This window comes from Rufibacter radiotolerans (assembly GCF_001078055.1).
Taxonomy (GTDB): domain Bacteria; phylum Bacteroidota; class Bacteroidia; order Cytophagales; family Hymenobacteraceae; genus Nibribacter; species Nibribacter radiotolerans.
The window spans coordinates 2013245-2038741 of sequence record NZ_CP010777.1 but is presented as its reverse complement, the minus strand read 5'-3'; the positions used below and the strand labels follow the sequence as shown (position 1 = coordinate 2038741).

General features: G+C 50.6%; 18 protein-coding genes. 13 read left to right on the top strand and 5 right to left on the bottom strand.

The genetic code is table 11. From position 1 onward, the window contains the following. Positions 1–25: 25 nt before the first annotated feature. Entirely contained in the window at positions 26–1030 is a 1005-nt protein-coding gene (gene egtD, locus TH63_RS08495; RefSeq protein WP_048920575.1) for an L-histidine N(alpha)-methyltransferase, read from the bottom strand. 21 nt (positions 1031–1051) lie between these two features. Next, a complete protein-coding gene (gene egtB, locus TH63_RS08490) occupies positions 1052–2341 on the bottom strand; it encodes an ergothioneine biosynthesis protein EgtB (protein WP_048920574.1) in 1290 nt (429 codons plus the stop codon). An 80-nt stretch (positions 2342–2421) separates the two neighbouring features. On the opposite strand from egtB, the gene menC reads away from it, so the two are divergent. Then, positions 2422–3498: an o-succinylbenzoate synthase gene (gene menC / locus TH63_RS08485; protein ID WP_048920573.1), complete on the top strand. Its 1077-nt coding sequence runs from the start codon at positions 2422–2424 to the stop codon at positions 3496–3498. A gap of 52 nt (positions 3499–3550) precedes the next feature. On the opposite strand, the gene TH63_RS08480 is transcribed toward menC, so the two are convergent. Then, positions 3551–4249 (bottom strand): SIR2 family NAD-dependent protein deacylase, encoded by a 699-nt coding sequence (locus TH63_RS08480; RefSeq protein WP_048920572.1) that lies wholly within the window; start codon positions 4247–4249, stop codon positions 3551–3553. Between the two features lie 148 nt (positions 4250–4397). Further along, the gene (gene topA, locus TH63_RS08475) at positions 4398–6857 is read right to left on the bottom strand and encodes a type I DNA topoisomerase (protein ID WP_048922687.1); all 2460 of its coding nucleotides are present in this window, start codon (positions 6855–6857) and stop codon (positions 4398–4400) included. Positions 6858–7008: 151 nt separating this feature from the next. Between topA and TH63_RS08470 the strand changes: the two genes are divergently transcribed. The 12 genes from TH63_RS08470 (at position 7009) to recQ (ending at position 23779) form a co-directional block, all read left to right on the top strand. Further along, on the top strand, positions 7009–7485 hold the full coding sequence (locus tag TH63_RS08470; RefSeq protein ID WP_048920571.1) for a SixA phosphatase family protein: 477 nt from the start codon (positions 7009–7011) through the stop codon (positions 7483–7485). 120 nt (positions 7486–7605) lie between these two features. After that, positions 7606–8355: a ParA family protein gene (locus TH63_RS08465; RefSeq protein WP_048920570.1), complete on the top strand. Its 750-nt coding sequence runs from the start codon at positions 7606–7608 to the stop codon at positions 8353–8355. Between the two features lie 132 nt (positions 8356–8487). Then, the gene (locus TH63_RS08460; RefSeq protein WP_053093763.1) at positions 8488–14223 is read left to right on the top strand and encodes a HAMP domain-containing protein; all 5736 of its coding nucleotides are present in this window, start codon (positions 8488–8490) and stop codon (positions 14221–14223) included. Continuing rightward, on the top strand, positions 14223–14723 hold the full coding sequence (locus TH63_RS08455; RefSeq protein ID WP_048920569.1) for a chemotaxis protein CheW: 501 nt from the start codon (positions 14223–14225) through the stop codon (positions 14721–14723). The genes TH63_RS08460 and TH63_RS08455 overlap by 1 nt, the downstream gene beginning before the upstream one ends. A gap of 23 nt (positions 14724–14746) precedes the next feature. Then, the gene (locus TH63_RS08450) at positions 14747–15127 is read left to right on the top strand and encodes a response regulator (RefSeq protein WP_048920568.1); all 381 of its coding nucleotides are present in this window, start codon (positions 14747–14749) and stop codon (positions 15125–15127) included. A 27-nt stretch (positions 15128–15154) separates the two neighbouring features. Beyond that, the gene (locus TH63_RS08445) at positions 15155–16288 is read left to right on the top strand and encodes a chemotaxis protein CheB (protein ID WP_048920567.1); all 1134 of its coding nucleotides are present in this window, start codon (positions 15155–15157) and stop codon (positions 16286–16288) included. Beyond that, complete coding sequence (locus tag TH63_RS08440) at positions 16285–17916, top strand: chemotaxis protein CheA (RefSeq protein WP_048920566.1); 1632 nt, start codon at positions 16285–16287, stop codon at positions 17914–17916. The genes TH63_RS08445 and TH63_RS08440 overlap by 4 nt, the downstream gene beginning before the upstream one ends. Positions 17917–17952: 36 nt before the next feature. Further along, a complete protein-coding gene (locus TH63_RS08435) occupies positions 17953–18579 on the top strand; it encodes a chemotaxis protein CheC (RefSeq protein ID WP_048920565.1) in 627 nt (208 codons plus the stop codon). Positions 18580–18780: 201 nt separating this feature from the next. Further along, the gene (gene speE / locus TH63_RS08430) at positions 18781–20064 is read left to right on the top strand and encodes a polyamine aminopropyltransferase (protein WP_048920564.1); all 1284 of its coding nucleotides are present in this window, start codon (positions 18781–18783) and stop codon (positions 20062–20064) included. A gap of 4 nt (positions 20065–20068) precedes the next feature. Further along, on the top strand, positions 20069–21160 hold the full coding sequence (locus tag TH63_RS08425; RefSeq protein ID WP_082161598.1) for an agmatinase family protein: 1092 nt from the start codon (positions 20069–20071) through the stop codon (positions 21158–21160). Between the two features lie 18 nt (positions 21161–21178). Beyond that, on the top strand, positions 21179–21514 hold the full coding sequence (locus TH63_RS08420) for a phage holin family protein (protein WP_048920563.1): 336 nt from the start codon (positions 21179–21181) through the stop codon (positions 21512–21514). A gap of 123 nt (positions 21515–21637) precedes the next feature. Beyond that, positions 21638–23779, top strand: a complete 2142-nt coding sequence (gene recQ, locus TH63_RS08415) for a DNA helicase RecQ (protein ID WP_048920562.1) — start codon at positions 21638–21640, stop codon at positions 23777–23779. Between the two features lie 187 nt (positions 23780–23966). On the opposite strand, the gene TH63_RS19795 is transcribed toward recQ, so the two are convergent. After that, complete coding sequence (locus TH63_RS19795) at positions 23967–25214, bottom strand: S8 family serine peptidase (RefSeq protein ID WP_053093762.1); 1248 nt, start codon at positions 25212–25214, stop codon at positions 23967–23969. Between the last annotated feature and the right edge of the window lie 283 nt (positions 25215–25497).

Genomic DNA, 25497 nt, shown 5'->3' with positions numbered 1-25497 from the left:
TAAATCAGGCCCAAAACGCCCCCCTTTATCCCACGGGTCGTAACAGAACATCGGCGAAGCCGTGGCTGGCATCTGTGAAAACATCATCTATGGCCAGATGGCAGCGCTTGGCCATCTCCTGGATTTCACGCAACGAGTATTTGTGGGAGTTCTCGGTGTGAATGGCTTCCCAGGCCTCAAAATGGAAGGTTCTGTTGAGGGCTTTCACGTGCACTTCCTGGTTCTGGCGGCTCACAAGGTAACTCCGCATGGTGCCAGAGATGGGATTGTACTCGGCAAAGTGCTCAAACTGGTCCAGGTCAAAATCTGCCTGTAGCTCATGGTTAATGCGGGCCAGCAGGTTCAGGTTAAAGGCGGCCGTTACGCCAGCGGAATCATCATAGGCTAACCTTATCTTTCTGGGGTCCTTCCGTAGGTCAATGCCAATGAGAAGGCGGTCCTGGGGGGCCAGGCTGCTACGCAGTTTCAGCAGAAACCCTTCGGCCTCTACCGGACTGAAGTTACCGATGTTGGAGCCCAGGAACAAAACCAACTTGCGGTCTTTGGAATGCTCATTCAGCCAGTGCAGACCCTGGAAATAATCGGCGGCCAGACCCGTGACGGGAAGGTGGGGGTACAGGTGCCCCAGTTCCTCTACCAGCTGGTGAAGCGGTTCCTGGGAAATGTCCAGGGGAATAAAGGAGAAGTGCGCCTCCTGGTCTACCAGTTCCTGCAGCAGCAGTTTAGTCTTGTAGGCATCACCGGCGCCCAGGTCAATCAATTGAAAAGGGGCCTGCGTCCCGAAGGCGTACAGGATTTCCTTGCGTTGTTTCTTGAAGATCTGGTATTCCAGTTCGGTGAGGTAGTACTCGGGCAAGGCCATGATCTGTTGGAACAGCTGGCTGCCTTTGGCGTCATAGAAAAACCGGGAGGACAAAGTTTTGGGGATTTGGCTTAGGCCCTGGGCTACGTTCTGGGCAAGGCTGGCCTCATCTGACAATTTAACGGGAAGCAGGTTAATGACCTGGCTGGTGGTAGGGTGATGAATCATATAAAAAAGAGGAAGGGTTCGTTATTTTTTGGCCAGCCGGATACCCGTGAACTGCCAGCGTTTGTCTGGGTGAAAAAAGTTGCGGTAAGTGGTCCTTATGTGGCTTTGAGGTGTGGCGCAGGAACCGCCGCGCAATACCATCTGGTTGATCATAAACTTGCCGTTGTATTCGCCAATGGCCCCGGGCGCGGTCACAAAACCTGGGTACGGGAAATACCCGCTGTAGGTCCATTCCCAGGTGTTGCCAAGCAGTTGCGGAATAATTTCCGTGTTTTCTGCATTTTCCGGCACCGGTTGGTACTGGCCGCTCTCCAGAAAATTCCCATTGGCAGGGACGTTGGCGTAGCATTGGGCCAGGGCCTCCCACTCAAATTCGGTGAGCAGCCGGTGACCCGACCAGTTGGCGTAAGCATGGGCCTCATAAAAGCTGATGTGGGTGACCGGAGCGTTCAGGTCTATTTTCTCCAGCCCATGCAGGGTGAAATGCCACCATTCGCCGTCCTGGTTCACCCAATACAAAGGGGCTTGCCAGTCTTGCTGCTGGGCCAGTTGCCAGCCTTCGTCCAGCCAGAACCTGAAATCTAAGTAGCCGCCCGCTTTCATGAACTCCAGAAACTCCTGGTTGGTCACTAATTTCCGGCGGGCCGAAAACCCGGCTATAAACACTTGGTGCGGCTGGTATTCGTTGTCAAAGCAGAAATCCTTGCCTTGGTAACCAATGGTGTACATTCCTTCGGGCACCTGGCACCACTCGTTTTGAGGCTGTTTTCCTGAAAACGTGCTCAAAACAGGAGCTGGCTTGGCCTGATAGGCGGGCAACAGGGGGTTACAGCTTAAAATATATTTGATATCACAGACCAGCAGTTCCTGGTGTTGCTGCTCATGCTGCAAGCCTAGCTCCAGAATAGGTGCCAGGGATGGATTTCCCGTGATTTCCGGCGAGCCCAGAGCTTTTTCCATGTGCTCGTTCACGTGCCGGCGGTAGGCATAGATATCTTCCAGCGGAGGTCTAGACAAGGTGCCTCTGTCTGAACGGGCCACGCGGCTGCCCATACTGTTGTAGTAAGAGTTGAACAGGAAGGCGTATTGAGAGTGAAAGGCTTTATACCCGGGCCAGTGGGGCACCAGCACGAAGGTCTCAAAAAACCAGGTGGTATGGCCCAGATGCCACTTAGGCGGACTCACGTCAACCATGGGTTGCATGACGGTATCTTCGGGGGTAAGGGTCGCGCAGATTTGCTCTGTCTGGGCCCTCACGCTCCTGAAACGGGTTAAAATATCTGCTTTGCCGGTAATGGTAGCCTCTGGCATAGGAATACACGTATTTGTACCTTCTAAACTAATTTCCTCCTGAAAGGTTGTACCTTCATGGTGCAGCCATCCTTGTTTTTATGCCCTTTGTCTTAACTCCTTTTTCCAGGCAACTACAGTTCAAGTTTGACGCCCGCACTTCAAGGGGCGCTATCCAAACCCACCAGGCACATTACCTGCGGCTACATCACACAGACAACCCTTTGGTGCAAGGGTGGGGAGAAGCTGCACCCTTGCCCGGCCTGAGCCTTGATTTCTCCCCTGATTTTCAAACAACTGTTGACAGCGTCTGTGAACGGTTCAATGCCCTGCGTCAGGTTACCGCCGAGGATGAAATAGGGGAGCAGTTCTGGGCCAGCCTGCAGCCCTGGCCCTCGCTTAAATTTGCCTGGGAAACCGCCTGGATAGATTTGCTGCGCGGCGGCAAACGGGAACTGTACCCCTCTGCCTTTAGCCGGGGCGATAAGGGAATCAAAATCAACGGCCTTATCTGGATGGGCGACCCAGCCTTTATGCGGGAGCAGATCCAAAAGAAACTGGCCCAAGGCTTTAACTGCCTTAAAATGAAAATAGGAGGGCTTGATTTTGACCAGGAGCTACGGATTCTGGAAGAGATCAGAGCCGTGGCCAACCCTTCGGAACTAGAGCTGCGTTTGGACGCCAACGGGGCATTTTTGCCCAAAGATGCGCAAGCCAAACTAGACCAGCTGGCTAAATTCACCATCCATTCCATTGAACAGCCTATTAAGCAGAACCAATGGGAGGAGATGCGTACGCTCTGCCAAAATTCCCCCATTCCTATTGCCCTGGACGAGGAGTTAATAAGAGTGGCCTCTAAAGAAGAGAAATGGAAAATGCTGGATACCCTCCGGCCCCGCTACATCATTCTAAAGCCCACCTTGCTAGGCGGCTTCTTTGAGAGCCGGGAATGGATTCAGGTGGCGGAGTCGCTTGGGATAGAGTGGTGGCTGACCTCGGCGCTGGAGTCCAACATAGGCCTGAATGCCATTACGCAGTTTTCCCAGGAATTTAATAACCCCATGCCGCAAGGTTTGGGCACCGGGCAGCTGTACCATAATAATATAGAGTCCCCGCTGGAAATTAAAGGAGAGGAACTCTGGTATAATCAGGCCCTCGGTTGGAAATTGCCTGAATAGTGAATGCCTGTTTTAAGGCTGTTTTCCGGAAAACGAACCTAAAACAGCTAGGTTACTCCTCTAGCAGTTGTTTCACCAGGGCGGGCACGCCTATGGTAGCTTTTTCCTGGATGACCTTCAGGTTGCGCCGGTGCGAAATGCTGGGCACATTAGGGTCCACCAGGTACACCGGCGTGTCATGCGGGGCATAGGAGAGAAGGCCGGCCGCCGGGTAAACCTGCAGCGACGTACCAATGACCAGCAGGTAATCTGCGGACATGGTTTCTTCTGCGGCCTTTTCAATAAGAGGCACTGCCTCACCAAACCACACAATGTTAGGGCGCAGCTGAGAGCCTTTCTCACAGAGGTCGCCCAGGTTCAGTTGCCAGCCCCCCATGGGGTAGATCAAATTTTCGTCCTTGGTGCTTCGGCTTTCAAAGAGCTTGCCGTGCAGGTGCAGAATCTGACTGGAGCCGGCCCGTTCATGCAGATCATCTACGTTTTGGGTAATAATGATTACCTCAAACTTCTCTTCCAGGTCTACCAAAGCCTTGTGAGCGGCATTGGGCTCTACGCCCTGCGCGCTTTTGCGGCGTTGGTTGTAGAATTCCAGCACCAGTTCAGGGTCCTTTTCCCAACCTTCCGGAGAGGCAACCGCCATCACATCATGCCCTTCCCAAAGGCCATTGGCATCTCTAAACGTAGCCAGGCCGCTTTCAGCACTAATACCCGCGCCGGTTAACACCACTACTTTCCGTTTTTTGGTTGCCATGAGTATGTAGCCTTAAGAAGTTAAACTCTATAAGATAGAAATACGAAAGTAACTCTATAAATGATGAACCCCGTTTTGGGCCCGTTTTACAGAAAACAGGCCCAAAACGGGGTTCATTGCGATTAAGCATCCACTGAAAGCTACTCCACTAGCTTGCTTTCTTTTTGGCGGTGGTAGCCTTTTTAGTAGCGGTGCCGGTGGCCTTTTTGGCCGCAGTCTTTTTAGCGGGCGCTTTTTTGGCCGGGGCCTTTTTGGCTGCCGGCGCGTCAGCGGAAGGAGCGGCGGCTTTCTTTTTGAAGCCTCCGCGGGCTGGTTTATCTGGGGTGGCGGCGGCCAGTTCCAGGCATTGCTCCAGGGTCAACTCAGCGGGCTCCTGGCCTTTCGGGATTTTCACGTTCTTCTTGCCTACCACAATGTAAGGCCCAAAGCGTCCGTTCAACACTGTTACCTCCTCATTTTCAGGGAAAGACTTGATCAGTTTCTCGGCATCGGATTTGCGCTTGGCTTCAATCAAGGCCACCGCTTCTTCTTCCGTTACCAGCAGTGGGTCCAAGTCCTTGGGTAGAGAGTAGAACTTGCTGTTGTGCTGAATATAAGGGCCGAACCGACCAATTGCGGCTTTCATGTCCTTGCCTTCAAACTCACCCACCACGCGGGGCAGTTTGAACAATTCCAAGGCCTGCTCCAGGGTAATAGACTCAATAAAGGTCCCTTTCCGTAGGCTGGCGTATGCTGGTTTAACCTCAGATCCTTCCTCTTCCTCGCCTAACTGTACATAAGGACCAAAGCGACCTAATTTGGTGATGACCTTCTTTCCTGTCACCGGGTCAATCCCTAATTCGCGAGCCCCGCTTACGGTAGACCGTTCCACCGAGGCGCTGTCTTCAATGGTTTTATGAAAGCTTCCGTAGAAGTTCTCTAACATTTTGTCCCACTGTTTTTTACCCGAGGCAATTTCATCAAACTCTTCCTCTACTTTGGCGGTGAAGGAATAGTCAATCACGCTTTCAAAATGGGACACCAGGAAGTCGGTTACCACCATGGCAATATCCGTAGGGAAGAGCTTGGCTTTTTCGGCGCCGGCCATCTCGGTTTTCTTTTGCGCCGAGATCTGGTCTTTCTCCAGGGTTAGTACGGTATAGGCGCGTTCCTTTCCTTCTCTATTGTCTTTTTCTACGTACCCGCGTTTCTGGATAGTGGAGATGGTAGGGGCAAAGGTAGACGGACGGCCAATGCCCATCTCTTCCAGTTTCTTCACCAGGCTGGCTTCTGTGTAACGGGGGGCCGGGCGGCTGTAACGCTCGGTGGCCTGCATGCGCTGCAGGTTCAGAGCCTGGCCTTCCTGTAACGGAGGCAACATGCCTTTCACGTCATCATCCGCCAATTCCTCATCGTCGGTAGACTCAGTGTACACCTTCAGGAAACCCTCAAACCGGATCACTTCGCCGGTGGCGATCAGTTTCTCCGGCTGGCCAGAGATAGTGATGGTGGCAGTGGTTTTCTCAATCTCGGCATCGGCCATCTGCGAGGCAATGGCGCGTTTCCGGATCAAATCATAAAGACGCTGCTCGTTACGGTCAGTGCTTGCCTGCACGGCAGCAAAGTCCGTGGGTCTGATGGATTCGTGGGCTTCCTGGGCTTGCTTGGACTTGGTTTTATATTGGCGGGTCTTAACGTAGTTTTCTCCAAAGATGCGGGCAATCTCTACGGCGGCGGCGGTCTGGGCTTCCTGTGACAGGTTCACCGAGTCGGTACGCATGTAGGAGATCTTACCGGCCTCATACAACCGCTGAGCCACCTGCATGGTTTGCGCTACAGAGAAAGAGAGCTTACGGCTGGCTTCCTGCTGCAGGGTAGAGGTGGTAAAAGGCGGCGCGGGGCTGCGTTTAGTGGGCTTTTTCTCCAAGCTTTCAATGGCATAAGCGGCACCAATGCAGCGCTGCAGGAAATCCTCCGCTTCGGCCTGCGTTTTGAAGCGGGTGTTCAGTTCGGCTTCCATGCGCTTTCCGCCGGCATCAAACTGGGCCACTATTTTAAAGGTGGCCACCGCTTTATGGCGCTCAATCTCCCGTTCCCGTTCCACCACCAGGCGTACCGCCACAGACTGTACCCTTCCGGCGGAAAGGCCGGTCTTTATTTTTTTCCAGAGCACCGGAGACAACTCAAACCCTACCAGCCTATCAAGTACGCGGCGAGCCTGTTGGGCGTTCACCAGGTTCACGTCTATGGCGCGGGGGTGCTCAATGGCATTTAAAATGGCGTTCTTGGTAATCTCCCGGAAAACTATTCGGCGCGTTTTTGACTCATTAAGGTTTAGGGCCTCAGACAGGTGCCAGGAAATTGCCTCTCCCTCACGGTCCTCATCTGATGCCAGCCATACCACTTCCGCTTCCTTGGCCAGTTTTTTCAACTGAGACACTACCTCCCGCTTGTCGGCGTTCACCACGTAGGTGGGTTTGAACCCATTCTGGATATCTATGGCATTGTTGTCTTTGGGGAGGTCACGCACGTGCCCGAAGCTGGATTTAACGATAAAATCCTTGCCCAGGTACCCTTCAATGGTCTTGGCCTTGGCCGGTGACTCCACAATTACTAAGTTTTTTATCATACTGGAAAGTGGGAGGGCTGCGCCCGAAAATTTTTCAAAGATGAAATAAATTTTTGAGACAATGCAACCGGTGTCTGCAAACACGGTTGCTCAATTGACATAAATGGATATACCTTAGGGGAATAAAAAGGTTTTTTTGTAGTATTAGCCAATGAAGAATTTACTCTTGATGCGGCATGCCTCTACGGCAGACAAATTGCCGGGCCAGGCAGACCATGACCGGGAGCTTACCTTGTTTGGGGAGCGGCAGGCCGGGGAAGCCGGGCTTTGGCTCAAAAGCCATCAACTAGTTCCAGAGCTGGTGCTTTGCAGTACGGCGGTCAGAACGCAAATGACCGCGCACTCCTTATTAAGTAATATAGGCCAACCTATGCAGGTGCAACTGGAGCGCTCTATTTATGAAGACTCCGAAGAAGACCTCAAGCATCTTATACAACACACAGAAGAGGAGGTGGATACCCTGCTGGTCATTGCCCACAACCCCAGCATCAGTGCGCTGGCGTCACAGCTAACCCATGACCGTTTGTCTTTTAACCAGGGAAACATCATGTGGCTCCAGTTTCCAGGTTTCTCCTGGTCTGGGCTACGTTCTGGTACCTGCAGGTTCCATCTTGCCTTTGAAGGGTAGCCTAGCCGTTTTGGCTTATTTTCCTGAAAACAGGCCCAAAACAGCTAAACCCACGGGTAAAAATTGTGTAGTTTAGCAGCGCAGGAACCTTGCAGAAATAATTCTCCATTTAAGTAACCTATGGCAGCAACCATCGTATCGGTGATCAACCAAAAAGGGGGTACGGGTAAAACCACCACCACTATTAACTTAGGAAGCGCCCTCCGTAAATTGGGCAAACGTGTGTTGTTACTCGATTTAGATCCCCAAGCCAATCTTTCTTATTCTTTAGGTATCACCGAACCTGAAACCACCCTGGCCGATGTCTTTACCGGGCACCAGAAACTGGTAGACTGCATTCAGGAGCGGGACGGCCTGTTTGTGGCCCCTGGCTCCAATGAACTGGTAGACATTGAGATCTCCCTGGTGAACCAACCCGAACGGGAGCAGTTTCTGCAACGGCTGTTGGAAGAGCTGCCTGCGTATGACTATATCTTAATTGACTGCCCGCCTTCCTTGTCTTTATTAACGGTCAATGCCCTGGTGGCCTCACAGGAGGTGCTGATTCCCTTGCAGATGGAGGTTCTCACCCTGCAGGGCTTGGGGCAAATTTTAAATACGGTCCAGCAGATCAAAACCACGTTTAACGCAGACCTTAAGGTAAAGGGCATTGTGGTGGTGATGTATGACAAACGCCGGAAATTGAGCACCGAGATTGAGGATTATCTAAAGGAGAACCTGGAAGAATATATCTTCCAGCAGCGCATAAGGTTGAATGTGAAACTGGCCGAGGCGCCTTCATTTGGGCAAAGTGTACTGGATTATGATGCCTCTTCCCACGGAGCCAAAGACTACCTGGCCCTTGCTAAGGAATTTATCTCATTAGGTTAGCATATAAGCTGAAATGTTTAGGGTATTTTTTTGTAAATTGCATGGTGGTTTGATTTGCAAACCCCTTAAATAATCAATTTAGGCTGGGTTTAGGCCTTCAATCATAATAACGCTCTTCAATCAAAGAATAAGATGGCTTTAGGTAAAAACTTAAAACTCAACAAGGATAAGCTGATTGGGAAAACAGAGGCTGAAACGCCTGCTGAACAACCACAAGGCACCATTACTCCTGCCACGGAAGTGATGCCAGAGGAACAGCCCGCACCTGCTTCTGTCGCAGATGCTGTCCGGAAATCTGTTGAGGTGGCTCCTGAGGGTGAGGCGATGGAAAATGGGAAAGAGGTAGCGGTGAAGACCACAGGACCTAAAACCAGGGCAATAGCAAAAGATATGGAGAGTTTAGCGGCTGACGGGGATAAGACTTTAGTCGTTGGTGCCAATGACCAGGCCCGCAAAAGCAATACCCCCCGGGAAAACATCCTGATTCAGGGCTCTGACTATATCAATGAGCAGCTAAACCGGGTGCTTTACGCCTTAGACGCCTTTAAGAAGGGTGACGTCTCGGTGCGTTTGACAAAACAGAATAATGATATCTTCTCAGAAATAGCCGAAGCCTACAACTCCATGGTGGAGATGATTGGCGGGGTAGGTGGTGAGGTGTCGCGTATTTCTAAAGTAGCCGGGGTAGAGGGTAACCTGAAAGCCCGTGCCTCAGCAGAGAACGCCTCCGGTTTCTGGAAAGACATGATCAACAATATCAACGGTTTGGTGGACTCCATCGCCGTTCCGGTATTGGAGGTAGGCAAGGTACTGAAGAACATCTCCCGGGGTAACCTGGATGAGACGTTCCAGATTCCCGTTTCCGGTGACTTCAAGGTCATGGCCGAAACCATTAACCGTACTATTGACAACCTGAACCTTTTTGCCGGTGAGGTAACCCGGGTGGCCCTTGAAGTGGGTACCGAAGGGAAATTGGGCGGCCAGGCCTCTGTGCCAAACGTGGCAGGTATCTGGAAAGAACTAACCGATAACGTGAACGCGATGGCCTCCAACCTGACTTCTCAGGTGCGTGACATTGCAAAAGTAACCACGGCGGTGGCCCAGGGTAACCTGGACCAGAAAGTAACCGTGGACCTGAAAGGGGAGATGCTCCAGATGAAGGAGAACATCAACCAGATGGTGGACTCTTTGAACATCTTCGGGGATGAGGTAACCCGGGTAGCCCGTGAAGTGGGTACCGAGGGGAAACTAGGTGGTCAAGCGAAAGTGCCAAACGTAGGCGGGGTTTGGAAAGACCTCACTGACAACGTGAACACCATGGCCTCCAACTTGACCTCCCAGCTCCGTGACATCGCCAACGTGGCGACCGCGGTAGCAAAAGGCGATTTGACTCAGAAGATCACCGTTAATGTAAAAGGAGAGTTAGCCGAGCTGAAGGACAACCTCAACCAGATGGTGGACTCTTTGAACATCTTCGCGGATGAGGTAACCCGGGTAGCACGTGAGGTAGGAACCGAAGGATTACTAGGAGGCCAGGCCAACGTGCCGAAAGTAGCCGGTATCTGGAAAGAACTAACCGACAACGTAAACTCCATGGCGTCTAATCTGACGCTTCAGGTGCGGGACATTGCCAACGTAGCAACTGCCGTAGCGAGAGGAGACCTTAGCCAGAAGATCACGGTGAACGTGAATGGCGAGCTCCTTCAGCTGAAGGACAACTTGAACCAAATGGTGGACTCCCTCAACATCTTCGCCGGTGAGGTAACCCGCGTGGCGTTGGAGGTAGGTACCGAAGGAAAACTAGGTGGCCAGGCTTCCGTGCCGAATGTGGGCGGGGTTTGGAAAGACCTGACAGACAATGTGAACTACATGGCCGGTAACTTGACCAGCCAGGTACGTGATATTGCCAACGTAGCGACTGCGGTTGCACGTGGTGACTTGAGCCAGAAAATAACAGTAAATGTAAATGGGGAACTCCTTCAATTAAAGGAAAACCTGAACCAGATGGTGGACTCTCTCAACATCTTCGCCGGCGAGGTAACCCGCGTGGCAAGAGAGGTTGGTACCGAAGGTAAATTGGGTGGCCAGGCGTCTGTACCTAATGTAGGTGGCGTTTGGAAAGACCTGACAGACAACGTGAACTACATGGCTTCTAACCTGACACTTCAGGTACGGGATATTGCCAATGTGGCGACCGCGGTGGCCTTGGGTGACCTGAGCCAGAAAATCACGGTAAATGTAAAAGGTGAGCTTGCTGAGTTGAAGGACAACCTCAACCAGATGGTGGACTCCCTGAACGTATTTGCTGGTGAGGTTACAAGGGTAGCCTTGGAAGTAGGAACCGAGGGTAAACTGGGCGGCCAGGCCGAGGTGAAAGGCGTGGCCGGCACCTGGAAGGACCTGACCGACAACGTGAACGCGATGGCGGGCAACCTGACGGTACAGCTGCGCGACGTGTCCAAGGTGGCGACCGCGATCGCCAACGGCGACCTGACCCAGAAGATCACCGTGGACGTGCGGGGCGAGATCCTGCAGATCAAGGACGTGATCAACACCATGGTAGACCAGCTGAGCTCGTTTGCCAGCGAGGTGACCAGAGTGGCCCGTGAAGTGGGAACCGAGGGTAAACTGGGCGGCCAGGCCGAGGTGAAAGGCGTGGCCGGCACCTGGAAGGACCTGACCGACAACGTGAACGCGATGGCGGGCAACCTGACGGTACAGCTGCGCGACGTGTCCAAGGTGGCGACCGCGATCGCCAACGGCGACCTGACCCAGAAGATCACCGTGGACGTGCGGGGCGAGATCCTGCAGATCAAGGACGTGATCAACACCATGGTAGACCAGCTGAGCTCGTTTGCCAGTGAGGTGACCCGGGTTGCTCTAGAGGTAGGTACTGAAGGAAAACTAGGTGGCCAGGCATCTGTGCCAAACGTAGCCGGTACCTGGAAAGCCTTAACAGATAATGTAAACTACATGGCCGGCAACTTGACCAGCCAGGTACGAGATATAGCCAACGTAGCCACGGCAGTTGCCCGTGGAGATTTGAGCCAGAAAATCACAGTAGATGTTCGGGGTGAAATGCTCCAGTTAAAAGAGAACATCAACCAGATGGTGGATTCACTAAACATCTTTGCCGGTGAGGTAACCCGGGTGGCCCGTGAAGTGGGTACTGAGGGTATCTTGGGTGGCCAAGCTAATGTACCTAACGTGGGTGGGGTTTGGAAAGACCTTACTGAGAACGTAAACTACATGGCTGGTAACCTGACTTCTCAGGTGCGGGATATTGCCAACGTAGCAACCGCAGTGGCGAGAGGTGACCTGAGCCAGAAGATCACGGTAGATGTAAAAGGCGAACTTGCCGAACTGAAGAATAACCTGAACCAGATGGTGGACTCCCTTAACATCTTTGCAGATGAGGTAACCCGGGTGGCCAGGGAAGTAGGAACCGAAGGGAAATTGGGCGGACAAGCTTCCGTACCAAAAGTACGCGGTACCTGGAAAGAACTGACCGATAATGTAAACTCCATGGCGTCTAATCTGACGCTGCAGGTGCGGGATATTGCTAACGTAGCGACCGCGGTGGCGAAAGGGGATTTGACCCAGAAAATCACGGTTGATGTAAAAGGTGAACTCCTTGAGCTGAAGAACATCTTAAACCAGATGGTGGATTCGCTGAACATCTTCGCCGGCGAGGTAACCCGTGTGGCGTTAGAGGTAGGAACCGAAGGAAAACTAGGTGGCCAGGCTTCCGTGCCAAACGTAGCCGGTACCTGGAAAGCGTTGACAGACAACGTAAATTCCATGGCCTCTAACCTTACCTCTCAGGTACGGGATATTGCCAACGTAGCAACGGCCGTAGCGAAAGGTGATTTGAGCCAGAAAATGACCGTGAACGTGAAAGGAGAGATTCTTCAACTGAAGGACATCCTGAACCAAATGGTGGACTCGCTTAACATCTTCGCCGGTGAGGTAACCCGGGTGGCCCTTGAAGTGGGTACCGAAGGTAAGTTAGGTGGACAAGCTACTGTACCTAATGTGGGCGGAGTTTGGAAAGCCTTAACAGATAATGTAAATACCATGGCGTCTAACTTGACGCTGCAGGTTAGGGACATTGCCAACGTGGCGACTGCGGTGGCGAAGGGTGACCTGACCCAAAAGATCACGGTGAACGTTCGCGGTGAGCTTGCAGAGTTGAAGGACAACCTGAACCAAATGGTGGATTCGCTCAACATCTTCGCCGGTGAAGTAACCCGGGTGGCCTTGGAAGTGGGTACGGAGGGTAGACTAGGCGGACAAGCCAAGGTACCGAACGTGGCTGGGGTTTGGAAAGACCTCACAGACAATGTGAACGTGATGGCATCTAACCTTACCACACAGGTACGGGGTATTGTGAAAGTAGTAACCGCGGTATCTAAAGGTGACTTAACGCAGAAACTTACCTTACAAGCCAAAGGCGAATTGGCAGATCTGGCAGACACCATTAACAGCATGGTGGAAGACTTGAACCGCTTAGCGGGTGAGGTTAGCCGGGTGGCCAGAGTTGCAGGGGTAGAAGGCAAACTCACTGAGCGTGCCACCGTGCATGGTGTGAGCGGAAGCTGGAAAGAACTGGTAGATACCTTAAATGATCTCTTAGAGTCTATTGTAACGCCGGTACTGGAAGTATCCAGAGTGGTACGTTCTATCTCTGAGGGTGATTTAACCCAGAAGGTAGAGATTCATACCGCTGGGGATATTCTGGCCATGTCTAATGCCTTGAACCTGGCGGTTGACAACTTGAATGCCCTATTGGGTGAGATCAACGATTCATCCCTCATTGTAGGTAGCTCTTCTGAAGAGATGGCCGCCAAAGGTTTGGAAATGAACCGGGTAACGGTAGACGTAGCTTTAGCCATGCAACAAATGGCAGAAGGCGCGCAAAACCAAGCCTTGAAAACAGACCAGGCCTTCAAACTGATTGAAGAGATCATGAAGGCCACCAAAGAAACAGCCAACAAGGCTGATGTGGTGAACCGTTCCGCGGTAATGGGTGAGGAAACTTCCCAGCTGGGTCTTAAAACAGTGGCCGAGGTGGTGCGCAACATGGAGGAGATTTCTTCTTCTGCCGCGCTTACTGCCAAAACCATTGAAGTACTAAGCACCCGCAGCCAGGAAATCTCCAAGTCACTGGGCGTAATCACAGACATTGCCGCTCAAACCAACTTACTGGCCCTGAACGCGGCCATTGAGGCGGCCAGAGCAGGTGAGGCAGGACGCGGGTTCGCGGTAGTAGCCGAAGAGATTCGGAAACTGGCCGAAGGTTCACGCAAGTCAGCGAGTGAGATTGCCACGCTGGTAGACGACGTGAAGAAAGATACCTCTTCTGCTGCCGCGGCGATCGCGACCATGGAAGGCCGGGTATTGAAAGGAAAGAATGCCACCTTTGAAGCATCCGGTGCCTTCAAGAACATTGCTACTTCCAGCGGTGAAACGCTCCGCAGTGCCCAGGACATCTTGGTTTCTACCGAGGTACAGAAAACCTCTATCGGTGACGTTGTGAAGTACGTAGAAGAAGTGGTAGCCATTGCAGAGCAAACGGCCTCTGGTACGCAGCAGGTAGCAGGAACCGCCAAACAACTGTCGGCTTCCATGCAAGAACTTACCTCTTCCAGCCAGCGCCTGAATGACATTGCTGATGACCTGCAGGTAAGTATCTCTGCCTTCAAACTTGTGAACGGTAACCTGGTATTCCCTAACCGGAACGCCCGCAAATTAACGGCGGTGCCCCAAAACAGAAGACGCGCCTTTACCGGTGAAGATTTCCCAGAGGAGGACCTGACCAAAAAGGGGACCGTGAAAAAGAATGCTAAAAACAGAGGCCAGGAGTAATGGAATCACAGAATATACGTGATAAAAAAGAGACGGCCATAGAGGTTAAAGTACACCTCATTGTTTTTAAACTAGGCAATGAAGAGTACGGGGTGCGCATTGATCAGGTGAAAGAGGTAACCATTACCCCTGAAATCACCCGCATGCCCAAGACTCCTTCCTTTATAAAAGGTGTTTCTAATATCAGGGGAGATATTATAGCCATTATGGACCTGGAGGAGCGCTTTAGAATAACGCCCGCCCAAGGTCCGGCCAAAGCGCATACCTACACCCTGGTCATGGAGGCCAGAGATTATACCATGGGCTTTATTGTAAGGGAAGTGCCACAATCGCTCTCTCTTCCGGTGTCAAGTATAGACAAGGCGCCTTCTTTTATACAGGATGTCAATATCAATGAGAATTTCATTGAGGGCATCGGTAAATATGAAGACCGCCTGATCATTGTGCTGGACATCTATAAAATCCTTACTTCAGAAGAAGTACTTGAATTAAAATCATAGTGCTCATTGCATAAACATACCTTATGGAAATCACTGATAAAAAAAGAATACTAATTGTAGATGATTCTTTCTACATGCGCACTATGTTGAAAAACATGCTGCTAGATGCGGGCTATGATGTAGTAGGTGAAGCCCCAGACGGCAAAACCGCTATCCAAATGGCCAAAGACAAAATTCCGGACCTGGTTACCCTGGATGTAATTCTGCCTGATAACACCGGTCTGGATGTACTGAAAGGAATTAAGCAGGATAACCCAGATATTAAAGTAGTGATTGTTAGTGCAGTTGGTCAGGAAGTGATCATGAATGAGGCCGCTGAATACGGCGCCTTGCAGTACATCATTAAGCCTTTCTCTGAGGACAAAGTATTGGAGGCGTTGCAACAGGCTTTCAAAGAAGACTAACCTAGTATTACCGGACTTCCTTTACAAGTGCAGCAAACGCAGCAAAATAAAATCAGGGTTTTAGTGGGCAACACTTCCGTGCGCTCCAGGTTGGTGCTTTCCGGCATGATTGACGCGGAGCCCTTTCTGGAGGTGGTGGATACTGCCCAAACAAAAGAAGAACTCCTCTTCAAGGCGGTGTCTTCGCGCCCAGATTTTATTGTTACTGATGCTGGTTTAACTTTAAGCGGAAGGCTTCCGTCTTTCACTCCCTTGTATGGAGAAGGGTCATCGCTGCTTTTAATGGTGTCGCAAAAATTGGCTAACTCCCGTTTTTCGCAACCTGGCCCCCTTAAATCATTTGCCAAACAGGTATTCCCAAATGCAAATGACGCCTTTAATGCTAAAGAAGGTTGCAAAGCGGGCTTAATGACCATGCTACGGGAGTGGGTAGGTTCTTATTCATGGCAAGCCAATGAATTGGTTACGAAGAAGGAAAGTCAGGAGGTGAGGTTGTCAAGACTTAGCTATTCCCAAGATGTCCCTCAGGCCCCAATACTGGAAGTACCCCTAAGCGTAATTGTGTTAGGGGCTTCTACCGGTGGCTCTACCGCTATTGAATATCTTATTAAAGACTTACACCTAAAACAACCCGCCGTGGTATTGGTGGCGGTGCATATGCCTGAAAAGTTCACCAAGCGCCTTGCCCAGCGGTTACAGAAGTTAACCAAATGGCGGGTGGAGGAAGGAACGCAAGGGATGGTACTTGCCCCGCAAACCATTATCATCGCCCCGGGCGGAAATAATATGCGGGTAACCCATCACCCCTTTTGGCCTAACTTGCTTTCTCTTGAACTGGCACCTTCGCAAGCCCTGGATTCCCCGTCTGTGAATGAACTCATGACCTCTGCTGCCCACTGCGCGCGGGAGCAGGTATTAGGGGTAATCATGACCGGCATGGGCCAGGACGGCAGCATTGGCGCCAAAGAGATCATTAGAAAAGGCGGTATTGTGATAGCGCAAGATGAGGCTACTTCCTCTATTTACGGCATGGCCAAGGCCGCCGTAGAAAACGGGGTGGTAAACGGGGAATTTGCCCTGGGCCAGATCAATTCCATTATTAACCGGTTTGTGGCGGACCGAAAAAGAAGCCATATGCTCCAACGGATAGCCATAGGATGAAGGGAAGAGAACAGGAGTACAAAGAGATCTTCATCGCAGAGGCACTGGAATATTATGATGCGCTTAGCCGGCACATCAGTGATTTAGAGAAGAGCCCTGAAGACGAGCAGGTATTGGCCGAGATTTTCAGGCTGTTGCATAACCTGAAAGCCAATGCCAAGGCTATAGGCTACGAGACCATTGCTGACGTGTCCCATAAACTGGAGACTGCCTTTGGCATGATCCGGAATAAGGAGCTTGTCTTCAGTGACGAGGTAGTGACGGTTCTTTTTGACGGGATAGATATGTTGGGGGAGATGATCACCAACATTGACGGTACCAAAGAAGTGGAGCCCAGCCCGGCCTTGCTACGTAACCTTGACATCATCATCAACTCCCTGGCTGATAATACCTCTGAGCTTTCTAAAGTACAGAAGTATTATACGTCAAAGAACCTGTCGCTTTCAGACCTGATCTATATTCAGATCAAGAAGCTGGATCATTTGCTGAACCTGGTAGGAGAGTTGATCATTGACCGTGACCGCATCTTCTCCATTAGTAAGGAGCTAGACCATGATGACCTGAAGAACGTAAGCGCGCACCTCTACCGCATTACCGAGGAGTTGCAGTACAGCGTCATGGATGCCCGCCTGGTAAACGTGGGTTCCTTGTACAACAAATTTCCGCGTATTGTGCGGGACATCGCCGTAGCTGAGAAGAAGGAAATCAACTTGGATATTTCGGGGCAGGACATTCAGATTGACCGGAACATCCTCCAGATTATCACCGACTCTTTGCTGCACCTCATGCGGAACGCCATTTCACATGGCATTGAGAAGGCAGACGTTCGCAAGAAAAATAAAAAGTCTCCGCAGGGAAACATCATTTTGTCGGCGCAGAACGACCGGGACACGGTGATTCTTAAATTAACCGACGATGGAAAGGGAATTGACCAGCAGGAGGTAAGAAAAGCCATTGTTCAGAAAGGCTTTTTATCGGCAGATGCCGTAGAAGACCTGCGGGATACCGAAGTATTGTCGTACCTTTTTGAACCGGGTTTTTCCCTGGCCAAAGAAGTGACCGAAGTTTCTGGCCGTGGCGTGGGACTAGACGTGGTGAAAAATGCCATTGATTCCATTGGCGGCAGGATAAAGGTAGACTCCAAAAAAGGAGAGGGCACTACATTCACCTTGTTCCTGCCTACCTCCATTGCGGTAAAGGGTGCCTTGTTGTGTCAGGTGGAGGAGAATTTCTACGCCATCCCGCTCATGCACACAGACTCTGTGATAGCGCTGCCGTCTACCGAGCTGCATGAAGTGGGAGATTTGCTGGTAGCAGATATCAATGGGGAGACCATTACCGTTGTGTACCTGAAAGAGTTGTTCAACTCAGATATCAGTGAATACAACGGCAACAAATCAAAGCTGGAAGGTGACCAGCAGAACATTATCATAGTGACCTACAACAACCGGAAACTGGGGCTCATTGTAGACAAGCTGTTACGGCAGCAGGATATAGTGATCAAAGCGTTAAGCAAGCCGGTGAACACGATTGAGATTTATGCGGGGGTAACCCTATTGGGCTCGGGCAAAGTCTGCCTGGTGCTGGATGTGGCCGCCATTACGCGTTATTTTATAGCCAGAAGGTAAGTGCAGATGGGAAATTTAATTTTTAATGCCTGATTCATGGAGCTTCAAGTAAATGAACTAGAGCGGGATATCATCAAGGAAATCCTCAACATAGGTTTAGCCCGCGCGGCAGACTCGTTTGCAGCCATAGCCAAAGACCGTGTGCTGTTAAAAGTGCCAGACCTGCAATTGATGGAAGCCGAAGAACTCCTGAAGATTGTACGGGCGTATGAGAATTCGCATACCATCATTCAGTCAGACATCAAAGGGGAGTTGAACGGCTCTACCCTTATGCTTTTCTCTGAAAAACACGTGCAGCAACTTTCAGATGTCTGCCTGGGTATGAAGGTAGAAGGCAATGAGCCCCTCTCAGAAATGCAGGAATCTTTGCTGCTGGAGGTAAGTAACATCATTACCGGAGCCCTTGTGACCCAATTGGCCAACATCCTGAAAGCCAACATCTACGGTTCGCCGCCCATTGCGCCCAAACATGATATTGGAGAATCACTGAAAGGCATTTTTACAGAGCACCCGCTTTTCCAGCCCTTGGTGTTCACCGTAATTACCCAATTCACCAACAATTACAACCAGATGGTGGAACTACCCTTGCTGCTATTCTTTGACACTAACACTTTCATTAAGATACTGGAGATTATCAGGTCCTATAATTTCCTGACCAAGTAAGGGAAACTTAAAAGACATTTTTCTACACGCAAAAGAGCCGCCAGAAGCGGCTCTTTTGCGTGTAGAAAAGCAGCATAGCCCGTTTTAAGCCCGTTTTTCTGAAAACAGCCCTAAAACGCAAACCTGGGCAATCTTTTCATTACAGTATCTTTTTTGTTGTTTTGCGCGTCTGAAACAAATAATACAACTAACCAATTACCTATGGACGCTTTAGGAAGGCATATTCTGGTGGAGTTTTACAACTGCTCCCCAGAGTTGATGAATGATGTGGTACACATTGAGAACAGCATGGTGGCTGCCGCCGAAACCGCCGGGGCCACGGTGATCAATAGCACCTTCCATCACTTTTCGCCTTATGGCGTTTCTGGGGTAGTGGTGATCCAGGAAAGCCACCTGGCGATTCACACCTGGCCAGAATACGGCTATGCCGCGGTGGATTTGTTTACCTGCGGAGATTCGGTGAACCCCTGGGTGTCTTACAACTATCTGCAGGAAGCCTTCAAAGCCAGCCATGGCTCTTCCATGGAGTGCCGCCGGGGACAGCAGAGCCTGCTCAAACGGACAGATTTTACCGTGGAGGCCCGCGACACCGGCCAGGCGGTTACGCCGTTGCCAACCATCACCCGTGATGTCTGGTTCACGGAACGCGACGAAAACATTGCCCTTTCCCTGAAACACACCGGCAACCAGCTGTACAAAAAGCAGTCGCCTTACCAGAAGGTAGAGGTGTTTGAGACCTTGGCCTACGGCAACATGCTTACCCTGGACGGCATGGTCATGTGCACCCAGAAAGATGAGTACGTGTACCATGAGATGATCACGCACGTACCGGTGTTCAGCCATGGCAACGTGAAGCGGGCCCTGGTGATTGGTGGAGGAGACGGCGGTACCGTTCGGGAATTATTGCGCCATGAGAGCATTAAGGAAGTGGTGCTGGTAGAGATAGACGATCTGGTCATAGAAGCCAGCAAGCTGCACCTGCCTGAAACCGCCAGCGCCTTTGGACACCCCAAACTGAAGCTGCTCGTGGAAGACGGCATCAAATACATTCAGGAGTGCCCAGACGAAGCCTTTGACATCATCATTGTAGATTCCGCTGACCCGGTTGGTCCGGGAGAGGGGCTTTTCACCGCCGAGTTTTATTCAGAGGTGTACCGCTGCCTTACGGCCGAAGGCGTGATGATCACCCAGAGCGAGTCGCCGCGTTTCAACGCCAAGGTGTTCACAGAGATTTACGAAACGTATAAATCCATTTTTGGGCAGGAAAAAGTGCATTGCTACCTAGCGGCCATTCCTACGTACCCTACCGGAACCTGGAGTTTCTCCTTCAGTTCCAAAGGAAACGTGCATCCTAAAAAATACAACCAAGAAGCGGCGGCCGCATTCTCACGGGAGCAGCGCTTGCGGTATTACAATGAAGACATGCACGTGGCCGCTTTCGCCTTGCCCAACTTTGTAAAAGAAATGCTTTCTCCTAAAGCCTAAGACTATGAATATGAACATGCCCACCATGTGTGACTCTAAACATGCCAAGATTACCGCATTTGACCAGAACGGGGTAGGGGAACTAGGCAGCGGTTTGTTTGGGCTTCCTTTCACAGAGAAAGAATCTGAGATTGTTATCTTTCCAATTCCCTGGGAAGTGACGGTTTCCTATAATGCCGGCACCGCCGAAGGCCCTGCAGCCGTGCGGGATGCCTCCCCGCAATTAGACTTGTTTGACCCGGAGTTGCCTGATGCGTGGCATTTGGGTATTCACATGCCCACTATCTCTGAGGAATGGACGCAGGAAAGCCAGCGCCTGCGTGCCCAAACCGAGGAATACATTGGGTGGTTAGAGCAAGGCAGCCAGGGCCCAACGGATAAATTTGCTTCTACTTTAAAAGAGGTGAATAAAAAGGGGGAAGAGCTGCTTCAATGGTCTAAAAAAGAAACCCTGAAATATTTAGAGGAAGGCAAGCTGGTGGGCGTTTTGGGCGGTGACCACAGCACCCCACTGGGCTTCATGCATGCCCTGGCGGAAAAGCACGAGGAGTACGGCATTCTGCAGGTAGACGCGCACGCAGACCTTCGTGATGCCTATGAAGGCTTCACCTATTCGCACGCCTCCATCATGTTCAACGCCTTGAAAATTCCGCAGGTAAAGAAATTGGTGCAGGTAGGCATTAGGGACCTTTGCCAGGCCGAGGCCGAATTGGTGGACCAGTCCAACGGCAGAATCACCACCTTTTATGATAGCAGGATCAAAACCAAGATGTATGAAGGCACCTCCTGGAAAAAGCAGTGTAAGAAGATCATCGCGCAATTGCCTCAGAAAGTGTACATCAGCTTTGACATTGACGGGCTGGACCCTAAACTGTGCCCGGCTACCGGTACGCCCGTGCCCGGCGGATTTGAGTTTGAAGAAGCCGTTTATCTTATCAAAGCCTTGGTGAAATCTGGCAGGGAAATCATTGGTTTTGATTTGTGCGAGGTGGCACCCGGGGAGAGTGAATGGAATGGAAACGTAGGGGCCCGGTTGCTGTACAAACTATGTAACTGGATGGCCGTATCACAGAAAAGATTAGAAGCTTCTTTATAACCTACACTACCAAAAACTATGGGATTCATCCTTAAAATCATTATCACGGGCATAGTCGCCTTTTTCCTGGCCCAGTTCTTTCCTGGGGTAAGCATTGATGGCATTGGCAGCGCCATTATTCTGGCCCTGGTACTGGCTTTATTAAATGCTGTGGTACGGCCTATTTTGGTTATGCTCACCATTCCCATCACGTTCTTGACGCTGGGTCTGTTTCTGTTGGTGATCAACGCCCTTATCCTGTACCTAGCCGACTTTTTACTGGATGGATTTGAAATCACTGGCTTAATCACCGCCATCCTTTTCAGTCTGGTGCTATCCATTGTCACCTCTATTATTGACAGTGTGGTAGGGTAGACCTATTCTTTTAAATTAATAGAAAGGCCCGGAAGCTTTTTCCGGGCCATTCTTGTTTATAGCCCTACAGGAGAAGAAGGATAAGATGCGTTTTTGGCGTATTTTTGTAAAAACAGCTTAGAAATGGAAGTAAGGGAAGCGCGGGAGGTTCTGAAACTATATTTTGGATATGATCAGTTCAGACCGGGACAGGAAGATATCATCGCCAACGTTTTAGCCAAAAAAGATACGGTGGTACTCATGCCTACCGGGGGCGGAAAATCTATCTGCTACCAGGTGCCCGGTCTGGTGATGCCCGGCTTAAGCGTGGTGGTATCTCCCCTTATAGCCTTAATGAAAGACCAGGTGGAAGCCCTACTGGGGAACGGCGTAAATGCCGGGTACCTTAATAGCTCCCAATCCACCAAAGAACAGCAACTGATAGAGCAGCAATGTTTTGACGGAAGGCTGAAAATGCTCTACGTGTCCCCGGAGAAATTACTCTCTGCGGGGTTCTTCTCCTTTCTCAAGCGGCTGCAAATAAACCTGTTCGCCATTGATGAAGCGCACTGTATCTCAGCCTGGGGCCATGATTTCCGGCCAGAATACCTGCAACTCAAAAATCTGAAACTGCAGTTCCCGGAGGTTCCGGTCATTGCCCTTACCGCCACGGCAGATAAACTTACCCAGCGGGACATTCTTACCCAGCTGTATCTCCAGAACCCCAAAGTATTCAGCTCGTCCTTTGACCGGCCCAATATTTACCTGCAGGTGCAGCCGGGCCAGAAGCGCATGGAAGCCATCCTTGACTTTATTGAGGAACGGCCCTTCCAGCCCGGTATAATTTACTGCTTAAGCCGGAAGGCCACTGAGACCCTGGCCACCAAACTGAAAGAAAAAGGCTATAACGCTGACTATTACCATGCGGGTTTGTCGGCTAAGGACCGGGACCGGGTGCAGGAGCGCTTTTTGCAGGACAACGTGCAGATCATGTGCGCCACCATTGCCTTCGGTATGGGGATTGATAAATCTAATGTGCGCTGGGTTATCCATTACAACCTGCCCAAAAACCTGGAGAGTTATTATCAGGAGATAGGAAGGGGTGGCCGTGACGGAGCCGCCGCCGAAGCGCTGCTTTTCCATAGCCTGGCAGATGTCATGACCCTGCGCGATATTATTACGCAGGGGGAGAACTCCAAAGAGCAGGCGCTGTCTTTAGCCAAGCTGGACCGCATGCAGCAGTACGCCGAAAGCACCAGCTGCCGGCGTAAAACCCTCATGCATTACTTTGGGGAAGAATACCCAGGCAACTGCGGAAGCTGTGATATCTGTGATAACCCGCCTACTTCTTTCAACGGAACCGAACTGGCCCAGAAAATACTGTCGGCGGTGGCCCGCACCAAGGAAACCGTTGCTTCTGCCCAAGTGGTGGATATTCTTCGTGGCTCCCGCAATCAGCAGAGCTTGTCCCGGGGGTATGATAAACTCAAAACTTTTGGGGCTGGGAGAGATGTGCCGGCCCAGGAATGGCAGCGGTATATTCACCAACTGATCAACCGGGGTTTTCTGGAGGTGGCCTATGATGAACATGGCGCCCTGAAGCTGAATAATGCCAGCGAAGAGGTGTTGTTTAAAGGACGCACGGTGGAACTGGTGAAATTCCAGGCCATTGACCTTAAAGAGGAAAAAGAAAGAAGATCGAAAGGGAAATCCCGCAGTGTCGGTGCCGTGGCCTTGTTTGACCATCTGCGCCAGCTCAGGAAAGATCTGGCTACCGAACGGAACATAGCCCCCTACCTGGTGTTCAATGACAATACCCTGCAGGAGATTGCCGAGTTGAAACCTACCAACAAGCTCGCGTTTCTGGCTATCTCTGGGGTGGCCCAGGCTAAGTATGAACAGTACGGCGAGATCTTTATCAATTCCATCCTGAGCTTTCTGTCCCAGCAGGCTACACAACAGCAGGCAAAAATCAAAGGAACTACCCATTTAGTTACCTATGAAATGCTCAGGCAAGGTTTGTCACCAGAAGAGATTTCGGTGAACCGACAGGTCCAGTTGGCTACTATTTACTCTCACCTGGCTACGCTGTACCAGCAAGGGTATGATGTAGACTTACGGCCGTACCTTTCAGAGTGGGAGTATGAGCGGGTGAAGGAAGCTATTCTTAAAACCGGACAGACCGCTGCCATGAAACCGATTTTTGATACCCTGGATGGACAGATTGATTACCTTAAAATTCGGCTTTCCATTGGAAGATACAATAAGGAATCTGCTACTGTTTAAAAATTAACTAAAAATTATCCTATTAATATGAGAGTTCTTGATTTCCTGTTTTAAGCCTATATTCTAAAAAGAAGCCCTAAAACAGAAAGTAGAATTTTTATCGGTTTTAAAACAAAATAGTTCCTAAAGAAAAAGGCTCCTTTCATTTGAAGGGAGCCTTTTTCTTTAGGTAATTAACCAGTTAAGTTTATTTAAGTGCGATTGGATCTGGCTTGCCATCTGGATCGCCTACAACCAGGCCTTGGTTGTTTACTTTGCCAGTAAGGGCCAGGATGCCAGCCACATGAGGGGCGGCGTAAGAAGTACCGTTACCGTAAGTATAGCCACTTCCTTTCCAGGTCATCTGAACATCTGTACCAGGAGCCGTTACGTTCACAGACTGACCGAAGTTAGAGTAGGGGCTGAACTCAGACAGGGAGGTCATGTTAGATACCACAAACACGTTAGGGGCAACCACACGGGCTGGAGAGAGAGTAGAGCAGTCTTTTGAGCTGTTACCAGCGGCCACGGTTACATAAATGCCGCGGGCGGCTACTTTCTTCACCAGGTCATCCAGCATAGAAGAGGCAGATACCCCAAGGCTCATGTTCACTACATCACCAGCCTTACCATATTGGTACACGTGATTCAGGGCATTGTAAATACGGGTAAGGGTGCCGTAACCAGTGTTGTCAAATACTCTTAGTGCTACAATAGAAGCATTAGCGGCTACGCCAATAATTCCTTCGCCATTGTTTTTGGCGCCAATAATACCCGCTACAGCAGTCCCGTGGCCATATCCGTCTTCAATAGATAGATCATCAGAGATAAAGGATTTGCTGCGGGTTTTGTCTACGTTCAGGTCTGGGTGGTTAGACTGCACGCCTGAGTCAATTACCCAAACCGTCTTGCCCGTACCGTCACCGTAGCCTACGCGGGCCACATTCCAGGGAATAACCTGGGTGGAGTTAGGATAGGTTTCAGTGGTAGTTGTAGTAGTAGTTGTAGTGGTGGAAGTAGAGGTAGTATCCGTAGTAGTGGTGGTACCTCCAGTGGACGTATCAGTTGAACCACCGCCTTTAGGGGCCTTTGTGGTGGTGGATGGCTTGCCCAACATAATAGCTTGTTCCTGCTCCACAAAAGCTACATCACCGTCGCGGAGAAGGCGCTGTACTTCTTCTTTGGAAAGCCTGCCAGTGAAACCGCCAGAAAGGTCGGTGATGCGCTCACGGCCAATTCCTAGTTTCTTCAACAGGCGTCCTCTTAACTCTTCGGGACCACCGTTTTTCAGAACTACAATATACTTGCCTTCCACCAAGCTAGCAGAAGAGGCCTCGGAAGAGGCTGAAGCAGTGGCGGTTTCCTCTAAAAGGCCGTCTTTCTGGCATCCTGCCATTGTGAAGGCCGAGGCTAAGGCGAAGAACGATACTGCTTTCTTGAAAGTAGATGATTTCATAGATACTTAAGGTTAGTAAAGTAAATGCATAAGTAGAAACTGATTGGTAAAGTTCAACTTTTCGTGAATTGCCACAACGAAGAATTGTCCAAATGTAAAGAAAAATCCAACTTCCGTGCAAGTATTAAAAAATATATTTTATTAATATCGAAACCATTATATAGAAGTCTAAATATATAGGGGTAAACAGGCCGTAATTGGCGTATAGGAGGGTTGTTCAATTTGACAAGCAGAAAATTAACTTAAAGGAAATATTAAAATATGGCGAAATGCCAAAAGTTTT

Excerpts from the sequence above, each read along its gene's own strand:
- TH63_RS08480 (WP_048920572.1), bottom strand. The coding sequence starts at position 4,249 with ATGGCAACCAAAAAACGGAAAGTAGTGGTGTTAACCGGCGCGGGTATT.
- menC (WP_048920573.1), top strand. The coding sequence starts at position 2,422 with ATGCCCTTTGTCTTAACTCCTTTTTCCAGGCAACTACAGTTCAAGTTT.
- speE (WP_048920564.1), top strand. The coding sequence starts at position 18,781 with ATGGACGCTTTAGGAAGGCATATTCTGGTGGAGTTTTACAACTGCTCC.
- egtD (WP_048920575.1), bottom strand. The coding sequence starts at position 1,030 with ATGATTCATCACCCTACCACCAGCCAGGTCATTAACCTGCTTCCCGTT.
- topA (WP_048922687.1), bottom strand. The coding sequence starts at position 6,857 with ATGATAAAAAACTTAGTAATTGTGGAGTCACCGGCCAAGGCCAAGACC.
- recQ (WP_048920562.1), top strand. The coding sequence starts at position 21,638 with ATGGAAGTAAGGGAAGCGCGGGAGGTTCTGAAACTATATTTTGGATAT.
- TH63_RS08425 (WP_082161598.1), top strand. The coding sequence starts at position 20,069 with ATGAATATGAACATGCCCACCATGTGTGACTCTAAACATGCCAAGATT.
- TH63_RS08420 (WP_048920563.1), top strand. The coding sequence starts at position 21,179 with ATGGGATTCATCCTTAAAATCATTATCACGGGCATAGTCGCCTTTTTC.
- egtB (WP_048920574.1), bottom strand. The coding sequence starts at position 2,341 with ATGCCAGAGGCTACCATTACCGGCAAAGCAGATATTTTAACCCGTTTC.
- TH63_RS08465 (WP_048920570.1), top strand. The coding sequence starts at position 7,606 with ATGGCAGCAACCATCGTATCGGTGATCAACCAAAAAGGGGGTACGGGT.
- TH63_RS19795 (WP_053093762.1), bottom strand. The coding sequence starts at position 25,214 with ATGAAATCATCTACTTTCAAGAAAGCAGTATCGTTCTTCGCCTTAGCC.
- TH63_RS08470 (WP_048920571.1), top strand. The coding sequence starts at position 7,009 with ATGAAGAATTTACTCTTGATGCGGCATGCCTCTACGGCAGACAAATTG.
- TH63_RS08450 (WP_048920568.1), top strand. The coding sequence starts at position 14,747 with ATGGAAATCACTGATAAAAAAAGAATACTAATTGTAGATGATTCTTTC.
- TH63_RS08460 (WP_053093763.1), top strand. The coding sequence starts at position 8,488 with ATGGCTTTAGGTAAAAACTTAAAACTCAACAAGGATAAGCTGATTGGG.
- TH63_RS08455 (WP_048920569.1), top strand. The coding sequence starts at position 14,223 with ATGGAATCACAGAATATACGTGATAAAAAAGAGACGGCCATAGAGGTT.
- TH63_RS08440 (WP_048920566.1), top strand. The coding sequence starts at position 16,285 with ATGAAGGGAAGAGAACAGGAGTACAAAGAGATCTTCATCGCAGAGGCA.
- TH63_RS08435 (WP_048920565.1), top strand. The coding sequence starts at position 17,953 with ATGGAGCTTCAAGTAAATGAACTAGAGCGGGATATCATCAAGGAAATC.